Below are 9,844 nucleotides of genomic sequence, written 5' to 3' on the forward strand. Positions count from 1 at the left end.
ATTGTGCGTTTCCCCTACATAGTAAATATCCTTTTTTTTGGAGTATAAAAAATATAACGTTGTCATGGCAAAAAAAAAGCCCAAATAAATTTGGGCTATTGTGGTACTTCCAGCCCCGAAACTTCGGGGGAACTAAGGAACAAAAAATTCTTTTTCAAGAATCAACTTTTGATTAGTTCAGGCTTTTGTGGTACCTCCAGGAATCGAACCAGGGACACACGGATTTTCAGTCCGTTGCTCTACCAACTGAGCTAAGGTACCAGTGCTAATGCGGGTGCAAATATAGAATCATTTTTAATTTATCCAAAAGAAAAATCAAAAAAAATCTATTCGTATTTTTACACCCTAAACAACTGCTCCATGCTTTTAGTCCTTGATTTTGGGAATACACAAATCAAAGCCGCTGTCTTTGAGAAGTATACCTTATTAGAAATGCTTCGATTTGATCTAGCACAAGCGTCACAATCTTTGGAGTTTTTATTTCAACGTTTTCCAAAAATAAATGCGGTTTGCACTGCATCGGTTACTATAGAGCATGAAACTGTTTTGCAGGGTTTGCCACACACTTTGAAAAAATGGACCATCCAAAGGCAACACAAATTCCCTTTCGTGAATGCTTACCGAACCCCTCAAACCCTAGGATTGGACCGAATGGTGTTGGCCGCGGGAGCTGTATTAGCTTATCCCAACCAAAATCGATTGGTGATCGATGCGGGAACTTGTATTACCTATGACTTCATCACGAATCAAGATGTCTACAAAGGGGGCGCTATTAGTCCAGGAATTCACATGCGTTACAAAGCACTTCATGAGTATACGGCTCAACTCCCTTTATTGACAATAATTGATGAATTCCCCCTCACTGGCGATTCGACCGAAAATTCCATACATTCAGGGGTGCTCCAAGGTATTCTTTTCGAAATTGAGGGTGTAATTGCGCAATATGCTCAAGAAAATCATAACTTTAGTATAATTTTAACCGGCGGAGATGCCAATTTTTTGGCTGCTCATTTAAAAAATAGCATATTTGCCAATCCAAATTTTTTGTTGGAGAGCCTAGTATATGTATACCAATATCAACATAATGATTAAAAAATTTTTATTCCTTTTCGCAACATTGTGCTCCGGGGTGGCTATGGCACAACAAGGAACCAGCTCACCCTATTCGTTTTACGGTATCGGCGATGTTCGATTCAAAGGAACAATTGAAAACCGTGCCATGGGAAGTATCACAGCACACGGGGATAGTATTCACGTTAACTTACAAAATCCAGCCTATCATTCGGCTATTCGATTGACCACTTTTGCCGTAGGGGCAACGTATGGAACCAACCAAATAGAATCCAATACGCAAAGTGACAAAGCGCGCACCACCGCCTTAGACTACATTGCCGTGGTGATTCCAACTAAAAAAGTCGGATTTTCGCTTGGATTAATGCCTTTTTCATCGGTAGGATATAATGTACTAAACGACCTAAATTCATCGATTATACGTCAGTATTCGGGATCAGGAGGAATCAACAAAGTTTATTTTGCAATGTCATTTATAGTGACCCCCAACTTTTCAATTGGAGCTGATGTAAATTATAATTTCGGAAATATTGAAACCAAATCCATCAGTGCTTTCCCTGGCGTTGAATTTGCTACACGTGAGATTAATACCTCCAATGCTACAGGGATAAATTATAATTTTGGATTACGTTATCAAAAATTGTTTAAGAAGAAATATTTAGTCTATACAAGCGCTGTGTTTAGTCCCGAAGCGAATCTTAACTTCAATAACACCCGACAGTTGGCCTTAATTAGCTGGATTATTGGTGGTTCTGAATCAGTGATACCTGGGCAAACTCAGGATTTAGAGGTAGCAGATACCAAGGTCAAATTACCTACTAAATTCGATTTTGGTTTTGGCTTTGGACAAACCAACAAATGGACGATTGGGGCGAATGTTCTCTTTCAAAATGCAAGTAATTTTGGAAACCGAAATAACGACATCACGAATGTGCGCTTTGAAAATGCCACTCGTTACAGTTTAGGTGGGTATTTCATCCCCAATTATAAATCGTTTTCAAGTTACTTTGACCGCATAGTTTACCGCGCTGGGCTTCGTTATGAAAACACGGGACTGATTTTAAATGACAAATCAATTACAGACACAGCAGCTACACTCGGACTCGGATTGCCAGTACGAGGGACTTTTTCGAACGTTAATTTTGTTTTTGAATACGGTTTGCGAGGGACAAAAAGCAATAATTTGGTGAGAGAACGTTATTTCAATATAGGATTTGCATTTTCGTTCAACGATCAATGGTTCCAAAGAAGAAAATATGATTAATTAATGCATAAGCGATGAGAACAAATTGGACTTTATGGATGTGTATTTTTTGTGCCACCGTTTTTGGTCAAAAAGATTGTGTTCTAACAAAAGATTTTGATACAGCCATTGACTTGAAGAATTTTGAGGAAGCATCCGCGTTATGGAAAAATTATCTAGCCCAATGTGAAAGTAAGACGGAAGCTGAATACAAAAAAGGTGAGGTAATATATACCGCTTCCATTGAGAATGCTAAAGACCCAAAATCAAAGAAAAATGAAGTTGACGCTCTTCTTGGATACTACAACCAGTATAATGCGTTGTTTCCCAACAATGGGATGGAAATGTTTTCCAAATTAGCCTTTGTGATGTACACCTACAAAGATGACTTTAAAACGGAACAAATAAAAAAAGCCTTTGAACTTGCCTTTAAAGAAAAAAGGGAGTCTTTTCGAGAGCCATCCTATTTATTGGCCTATTTTGAAGTGCAATATCAAAATTTTCACAAAGGGGAAAACGGCGAGCAGAAATTACTTGCACTCTATTTTGATGTGGCTGCCAAGTGTACTTTTAATCGTTTAAAGTTTCCAGAGTTCTCCTCCGAATATGATGCGCTTCTTCAAACGATGCAAGTACGCTTGAAAGATCAATTGAATCGAATGAGCTTGGATGCCTTTGCGCACAAAGCAGATCAAAAAGAGTTGTCAAATCCTTTTTGGATCCAAGGATTGGTTGAAACTTTGGCTGCGTTTTGTGAAATGGATCCCATTTTTCTGACACGCGCTGAACAGTCATATCAATTGGAGAAAAATGCTGCTACGGCTTATTATTATGCCGTTGCGCTCAAAAATCAAGAAAGTTTAGACAAAGCGTTGGCCTATTTTGATGAATCCTTAACCTTGGAAAAACAAAATGCGTTAAAGTCGGATCGTGCTTGCCAAGTTTCCATGTATCTTTTAGGTAGTGACAACAAATCCGCCATGAACTACCTCCAACAAGCTCAAATTGCCGATCCCAAGAATGCAAAAGTTAGCTTGTTAATGGGCGAGGTGTATGTCAATGCAATAAAAGAATGTGATTTGGAAGGCAAACCTGCAGAAGCGGTGTATATATTGGCTGCCAAAACCGTATTAAAAGCCGCAGAAGCCGATAAAAGATATGCTGCCGCTGCTCAAAAGAAAGCCGATGAATACCGTAAAAAAGTCACCACGCCTGCGGGCAAAAAGACGAGTGTAGTCGTAGGGTGTTGGATCAATCAAACCGTAAACTGGTAATGAAAAAAGCGCTAGGAATACTCGGTGTTTTTATGGTTTTTTGGAGCGTTTTGGCTTGTGAAAGCAAGTTGCGTGAAGTCCAAAAATCAGTCTATGCCGAATTTACACCTAGCGGGGATGCCGATTCAATTCATGTCAAATACACCGATTCGGGTCGCATTAAATCGGTGCTGGAGAGTCCCAAAATGCTCGATTATGCTACCGTAAAATATCCTTATACCGAATTTCCAAAAGGGGTTCGCGTTACCCTTTACGACAACAAAGGCGTGCCCACATTTGTTACAGCCAAATACGCAGTGAGTTTTAAAGATACCGAATTATTTGATCTTCAAGGGAACGTAAAAATCAGTAACACTGCGGGTCAAGTATTTGAGACGGAGCAGCTTTATTTTGATCAAAAAAACGAATGGTTTTTTACCGAAAGACGCTATAAATTTACCGATCCCAAAGGGGTTTCTTATGGCGAAGGAGTCGATTTTAGTAAAGATTTAAAAATTATAAACTCGCAACGCGTATCCGGTGCGTTGGATAAAACAGAGTAAAATTATGGGCTATTTGAAAATTACACAATACTTGTACCTGGTGGCAGCTGGAATTTTTGCTTTTGATGCGATTACCCATTGGAACGACGAACCCAAACCTTGGATTAGTGTTGGGATTGCCTTAGTTTCTCTTTTTTTATTCTTCTTTCGACGCCATTTTGCCAAAAAATTCCAAGACCGTCAAAACGCCCAAGGCAGAAAATAAAAAAAACACTACACTTTTCTTGATTTTGAAGCCTTTATGCTTTAAAAAAGTAAGAAACTTAAAGCCAAAATTGTTCCCTATTCTCTCTCTTTATTTAAAAAATAGGTGGCAAAAACATGCAATTTGAAATCATTCAAAAAAAAATTGCTTTCGAGCGTAAATTATCCAACTACGATTGTAATTATTTCATAGATAATTGTATTTTCGCAGACTGAAATAAAAATATAGTAGATACAATGGCAGTTTTACAGAAAATTAGAAATCGTTCCGGATTGCTTTTACTGATTATTGGTTTTGCCTTATTGGCTTTTGTGGTGCAAGATTTGTTTACCAATGGATTGAGCCAACAATCGCGTGATGTAGGAAGCATCAATGGGAAAGATATCGCCTTCGAAGATTTTAGAGTTAAAGTAGCGAATCTTGAAAAAAACGGGCAAGGAGGTCAAATGACTCAAACCCAAGCTGCTAACCAAACATGGGATATTGAAGTGAATAAAACACTTTTGGTCGATCAGTTTGATAAAGCGGGCGTTCGTGTGGGCGAAACCTTCAAATTGGAAACCTTCAAAAAAGATCCTAATATCGGTGCTAACCCAATGTTCCAAAACAAAGGGAAATTTGATTTGAATAAATTCAAAGAGTTTTTCAAAAACAATCCTGAGCAAGCCAAAATGTTCGAACAACAAGAAAAGGACATGGAGCTTAACGGGAAATTCCAAATCTACAACACCATGGTGAAAGCCGGGATGTATGTGACTCAAGTAGAAGGAAAATTCAAATATGCCTTGGAGCAAGATAAAGTGGACTTTGACTATGTCGGTGTGATGTATTCTTCGATTAAGGATAGCGAAGTGAAAGTAACCGATGAAGATATCACGGCCTACATGCAAAAACATGAAAAACGGTTCAAAGCCGAAGAGTCCCGTGAAATCGAGTATGTATTGGTAGAAGATAAGCCTTCAAACAAAGACCAAGAGGAAGCCAAAGCAAAATTAATGGCGTTGTTAAATGCGACGGTGGAGTACAACAAAGAAACCGGCAAAAACGATACGTTACCTGGCTTCAGAACAACCACTAATGTAGCTGAATTTGTTGCAAATAATTCCGATCGTTCCTACGATTCAACCTATGTGACCAAACAACAATTGCCTGCAGCAGTGGCCGATGCATTGGTTAACTTGCCAAATGGTGAAATTTACGGTCCTTACGTAGATGGAGATTACTATTGTTTGAGTAAAATGATAGGGCGTAAAGCCAATGAAAAAGCCAAAGCAAGTCATATCTTGATTAGCTGGGAAGGTATTGATCGCGTTCAGAAGAAAGAAAAAAGAACGAAAGAAGAAGCCAATTTGAAAGCCGAAAGTTTATTGGCGCAAGCGAAAGCCAATCCAGGTTCTTTCATGATGTTAGCGTTAACCAATTCGGATGACTCATCGGCGCAACAAGGCGGTGACTTAGGGTATTTCGGTCCCAACCAAATGGTGAAACCTTTCAACGATTTTGTATTCAATAATCCTGTGGGAACCATCGGTTTGGTTGAATCTGAATTTGGATTCCATATCATCAATGTCACCGACAAGCAAGATGGTATTCGTTTGGCGACTATTGCTCAAAAAATTCAACCTTCTGAAGCTACGACGAATGAAGCGTATACCAAAGCCACTCAGTTTGAAATGGATGCTGCTAAGGGTGACTTTGCCAAACTTGCTAAAAAGTCAGGGTTAAAAGTTGAGTCTATCAAAGCCAAAGCGATGGATGAAGCTCTAGGGGCTGCTGGTAATCAACGCCAAGTAGTAAAATGGGCTTACAGTGAAGACACGGCTATTGGCGATGTAAAACGTTTTGAAGTAACCAATGTTGGCCACGTTATCGCACGTTTGAAAAAAATTAATCCAAAAGGGTTAACACCGATTGACGATGCACGTCCGTCTGTTGAGGGGATTCTAAAAAATGAGAAGAAAGCGAAATTGATTATTGCTAAAATGAAAGCAGGTTCTTTGGAAGCTATTGCCAAAGCCAATAAAACTACGGTGATGAACATTCCTGCAGTTTCTATAGAGAGTCCGATGCTCCCAAGCGTAGGTATGGAAGCGAAAGTAGTAGGTACTGCTTTTGGAACACCTAAGAATAAAATTTCTGAGCCTATCGAAGGCGTATCTGGGGTGTATGTGGTAAAAACCAAAGCGGTGACCAAAGCACCAAAAATCGCAAAATACGATGAGTATGTAACGCGTTTGAAGCAACAAGCTGCACAAAATGCAAATCGTGTTATTCCGACCTTGCGCAACGCAGCCGATATTCAAGACAATCGTGTAGAATTCTATTAAAAGATAGTGAAATACATAAAAAATCCCGAAGTACTTCTTCGGGATTTTTTTGTTTAGGAAAGTATCATTTTTGCATAAGGTACCACCACAGGGTATCCTTTTTCGGTGAAGTACTCGGTTGGATTTTCTTTGGATACGGCCAAGACAAAATCACCGCCCCAAGCGCCCAAACTTTTTATCACGCCCTCAAAATCCGGAAATAGTGCTTCTTGAATAGTCATTTCTTCGAGTACATCACTTAAAGCAATTTCATGTTCCCGCAACGCTACCGCAAATTCTTTGGGATGTTGTGCTGCGACTACGCGTTGGGTGATGGCATTGATTTGTTGAATCGTTTTTTCAATATCGCCTTGTTTGTCCAAATAGGCCGCAATGGCCGCTTTGGAATTTCTTTTTTGATTGAGGTATACAAAAAAGAGATGTTCAGTAAAGGCTGGTGCAAAAGACACCGTTTGAATAACGGGTCGCTCGTTTTGCAATTGATAGAGTATAGGAGCGTTGTTTTGCGCACAAGCCACATCATAGCCACTACCTCCGAAACTTCGTTTTAACAGCGTAAAGGCATCCACTTGTGCCCATTGCGCGATATTATTAATCAAGGTAGAGGAGGTGCCTAATCCCCAATTTTTAGGAAAACTTAATTCGGTTTCGATATGGTACCCCGCTGCTTGATGCAAAAACTCAGCATTCATTTGGTAAGCTTCATGGAGAATGTCAATCAGCGTATTTTTAATATTCGCTGTGGCATCTACTTTTGTCTTCCGTTGAATGGATTCAAATGGAATGGTGGCTTCAAACCAGCGGCTTTTATCGTGATCAAAACTGGTCCATTGAATACATTGGTTTTCGCCCGAACGGATATGTAGGGTTTGTCCAAAGCGTGTCGGTAAGGCGAGCGCTTGTGCCCCGTCCAAAACGACATATTCGCCAGTGATAAGCAGTTTTCCGTTGCTATAAAACGATTGTTTCATGTTGTGTGTTTTGGAATGAAAATTTTCTACTTAGCCCGGATTGAGCCGATATCCTCCCCCGACGTAAGGAGGGGGAGATACAGGCGAAAGCCGGAGGGGTGTGGTGCAAGAAGCGCTTGTTCTTGCTCCTTATTTTACTTCCGAAGTTGTTCAATCAATTCCACCACCGAGGCATGGGTAACGGTTTGCTCGGCAAAATGTGCGTGAATGGCTTTCCGTTCGTCGGCTGTAGCTTGGTATTGATTTAAGATATTGTTTAAGTGCATTTTCATGTGTCCCTCTTGAATTCCGGTTGTCGTTAATGAACGCAAGGCGGCAAAGTTTTGCGCCAAACCGGTCGCTGCAACGATTTGCATCAACTTTTGCGATGTGGGTTTGCCCAGAATCTCTAAGGCCAATTTCACCAACGGATGCAACGAGGTGAGACCACCCACCGTTCCTAGGGCTAGGGGGACGTCCATCCAAAAGGTAAAGAGGTCATTTTCGATTTTGGCATGCGATAGACTGCTGTATTTCCCGTTTCGAGACGCATAGGCGTGAATGCCCGCTTCGACGGCTCTAAAGTCATTACCCGTGGCCAAAACAACCGCATCGATACCGTTCATAATCCCTTTGTTGTGGGTAACGGCACGGAAGGGTTCGATTTCGGCAATGGTTACTGCTTGCACAAATTTTTCAGCAAAAGCGTGTCCGTTTACGATAGCTCCTAGTCTGCCTGTTGGAAGATTTTCGGCCAAATCAGCAACGGGGCAAGAGACTTCGGCGCGCACAACACAATTGGGGACATAATTTGACAAAATGCTCATCACGATAGTAATGGCTTTTTCGGTCTCGGTAAACGCAGGTTCCTCAGCGGCCAAGCGGCATAAAGTTTTGGCCATTTGTTCCAAACAAGAGTTGATGAAATTGGCCCCCATACTGTCTTTGGTGTTGAAGGTAACATGCAGCTGGAAATACTGCGCCAATTCGGCACTTTTATCGCGGAGTTCAATGTCCAAAATGCCGCCCCCTCGCTTGTTCATGTTACGCGTAATGGGTTCGGTGTCTTCAACTAATTGCGGTTTTATTTTATCAAAAAACGGTTGGAGTTTTTCGATCGAACCTTGGAATAAGAAGTGTACTTGTCCGATTTTTTCTGTGGCTATAACTTCGGTTTTGAATCCGCCACGGGTACTCCAAAATTTGGCCGCTTTGGCGGCTGCGGCTACGACCGAACTTTCTTCGATGACCATCGGAACAGAGTAGTAGGTGCCGTTGATGTTGAAGTTGGGTGCGATACCCATCGGGAGGTAGAAATTGGTGATGGTGTTTTCGATAAACTCATCGTGCAATTGTTGCAGCTTGGCATCCTGGTTCCAGTATTGTTTGAAGATTTTTTCAGCTTCTTCTGGGGTATGGAAATAGGTTTGCGCGATCCATTGGATTTTTTCCTCTTTGGATAATTTTGAAAAACCAGAAACGGCTTGTGGCATACGCATTTTTTTAGGAAACAAAGGTACAAAAAGAAGGCCGTTTACAAAGAACGGCCCCCTTTCAAGTACTTAAAAACATTAATCAACCAGTATTCGCTTATGTACATTCGCGTTTTCAGTTTGAATAGAAACCATGTACATGCCGCTTGTTAGATCAGATACATCGATTTGCGATATATTGTTATTGTAATTGCGCACGGTTCTTCCTTGTAAATCCGTTATGGTGATTCCTTTTACACCCAAACTTTCAGGAAGCGATAGGTTAACAACCGACGAACTTGGGTTGGGGTAAAGTACAATTTGATCGGCTAAGAATTGCGCCGTATTTAAATTCACTGGAGGTAGCGGAATCAATGCGCCCCCTTCGGCTGTTGCAGCAAACAATCCGAATGCAGGACCGTTGCTGTTGTTACTGGGGGTTAAAAATCCTGATGCCAATACAGTCAAGGCTGCTCCAGCAGTTCCTAGGGTTTGCAAAGGGGCCTGATAAGCCGCTACAGTAGTTGTTCCAGAGGCATCTCGAACTTCAAGGGTATAGTTGGCTACGGGCAATTGCAAATAGCCTTGAAATTGTGGGAAGGCGATGTTGTTGACAATGGTTCCCGCACCTACACCTGTTTCTACCACATCAACGGTGGGCGCGTCGGGCGAACCGTGGTTCACCAACACATCGGTTTGTGTAGCTACTAAAGCCGCTTCACGCGCTTGTGGGAAAACGTTTAAGGCAAAGGAGGACGGG

At 41.2% G+C, this 9,844-nt stretch carries 9 protein-coding genes and 1 tRNA gene; 6 read left to right on the top strand and 4 right to left on the bottom strand.

The window, feature by feature from the left end; all coding sequences use genetic code 11:
- Window positions 1-188 precede the first annotated feature (188 nt).
- Window positions 189-261 (bottom strand) — tRNA-Phe (locus tag ABWO12_RS11365).
- A gap of 99 nt (window positions 262-360) precedes the next feature.
- On the opposite strand from ABWO12_RS11365, the gene ABWO12_RS11370 reads away from it, so the two are divergent.
- The 6 genes from ABWO12_RS11370 (at window position 361) to ABWO12_RS11395 (ending at window position 6,662) form a co-directional block, all read left to right on the top strand.
- A complete protein-coding gene (locus ABWO12_RS11370; protein ID WP_353089065.1) occupies window positions 361-1,092 on the top strand; it encodes a type III pantothenate kinase in 732 nt (243 codons plus the stop codon).
- Window positions 1,085-2,335, top strand: coding sequence for a BamG family beta-barrel-assembly machinery protein (gene bamG, locus ABWO12_RS11375; protein ID WP_353089066.1), 1,251 nt, complete (start codon window positions 1,085-1,087; stop codon window positions 2,333-2,335). The genes ABWO12_RS11370 and bamG overlap by 8 nt, the downstream gene beginning before the upstream one ends.
- Before the next feature lie 14 nt (window positions 2,336-2,349).
- Window positions 2,350-3,588, top strand: coding sequence for a tetratricopeptide repeat protein (locus ABWO12_RS11380; protein ID WP_353089068.1), 1,239 nt, complete (start codon window positions 2,350-2,352; stop codon window positions 3,586-3,588).
- The gene (gene lptC, locus ABWO12_RS11385; RefSeq protein ID WP_353089069.1) at window positions 3,588-4,130 is read left to right on the top strand and encodes an LPS export ABC transporter periplasmic protein LptC; all 543 of its coding nucleotides are present in this window, start codon (window positions 3,588-3,590) and stop codon (window positions 4,128-4,130) included. Before ABWO12_RS11380 ends, lptC begins: the two co-directional genes overlap by 1 nt.
- A gap of 4 nt (window positions 4,131-4,134) precedes the next feature.
- A complete protein-coding gene (locus tag ABWO12_RS11390) occupies window positions 4,135-4,335 on the top strand; it encodes a hypothetical protein (RefSeq protein WP_073361595.1) in 201 nt (66 codons plus the stop codon).
- 236 nt (window positions 4,336-4,571) lie between these two features.
- Entirely contained in the window at window positions 4,572-6,662 is a 2,091-nt protein-coding gene (locus tag ABWO12_RS11395) for a peptidylprolyl isomerase (RefSeq protein WP_353089071.1), read from the top strand.
- Window positions 6,663-6,715: 53 nt separating this feature from the next.
- Here the strand turns inward: ABWO12_RS11395 and ABWO12_RS11400 are convergent, their stop codons facing one another.
- The 3 genes from ABWO12_RS11400 to ABWO12_RS11410 form a co-directional block, all read right to left on the bottom strand.
- Window positions 6,716-7,633: a GYDIA family GHMP kinase gene (locus ABWO12_RS11400; RefSeq protein ID WP_353089072.1), complete on the bottom strand. Its 918-nt coding sequence runs from the start codon at window positions 7,631-7,633 to the stop codon at window positions 6,716-6,718.
- A gap of 134 nt (window positions 7,634-7,767) precedes the next feature.
- On the bottom strand, window positions 7,768-9,105 hold the full coding sequence (locus ABWO12_RS11405; RefSeq protein WP_353089074.1) for a hydroxymethylglutaryl-CoA reductase, degradative: 1,338 nt from the start codon (window positions 9,103-9,105) through the stop codon (window positions 7,768-7,770).
- 78 nt (window positions 9,106-9,183) lie between these two features.
- Window positions 9,184-9,844 (bottom strand): T9SS type A sorting domain-containing protein (locus ABWO12_RS11410; protein ID WP_353089073.1); only part of this gene is annotated, 661 nt, incomplete at its 5' end.

It is taken from the genome of Flavobacterium sp. (genome assembly GCF_040379285.1).
In the GTDB taxonomy this organism is placed as follows: domain Bacteria; phylum Bacteroidota; class Bacteroidia; order Flavobacteriales; family Flavobacteriaceae; genus Flavobacterium.

Bases quoted from the DNA above. Each gene is read 5' to 3' on its own strand.
- ABWO12_RS11395 (WP_353089071.1), top strand. From the start codon at position 4,572: ATGGCAGTTTTACAGAAAATTAGAAATCGTTCCGGATTGCTTTTACTG.
- ABWO12_RS11405 (WP_353089074.1), bottom strand. From the start codon at position 9,105: ATGCCACAAGCCGTTTCTGGTTTTTCAAAATTATCCAAAGAGGAAAAA.
- ABWO12_RS11390 (WP_073361595.1), top strand. From the start codon at position 4,135: ATGGGCTATTTGAAAATTACACAATACTTGTACCTGGTGGCAGCTGGA.
- bamG (WP_353089066.1), top strand. From the start codon at position 1,085: ATGATTAAAAAATTTTTATTCCTTTTCGCAACATTGTGCTCCGGGGTG.
- ABWO12_RS11400 (WP_353089072.1), bottom strand. From the start codon at position 7,633: ATGAAACAATCGTTTTATAGCAACGGAAAACTGCTTATCACTGGCGAA.
- ABWO12_RS11380 (WP_353089068.1), top strand. From the start codon at position 2,350: ATGAGAACAAATTGGACTTTATGGATGTGTATTTTTTGTGCCACCGTT.
- ABWO12_RS11370 (WP_353089065.1), top strand. From the start codon at position 361: ATGCTTTTAGTCCTTGATTTTGGGAATACACAAATCAAAGCCGCTGTC.
- lptC (WP_353089069.1), top strand. From the start codon at position 3,588: ATGAAAAAAGCGCTAGGAATACTCGGTGTTTTTATGGTTTTTTGGAGC.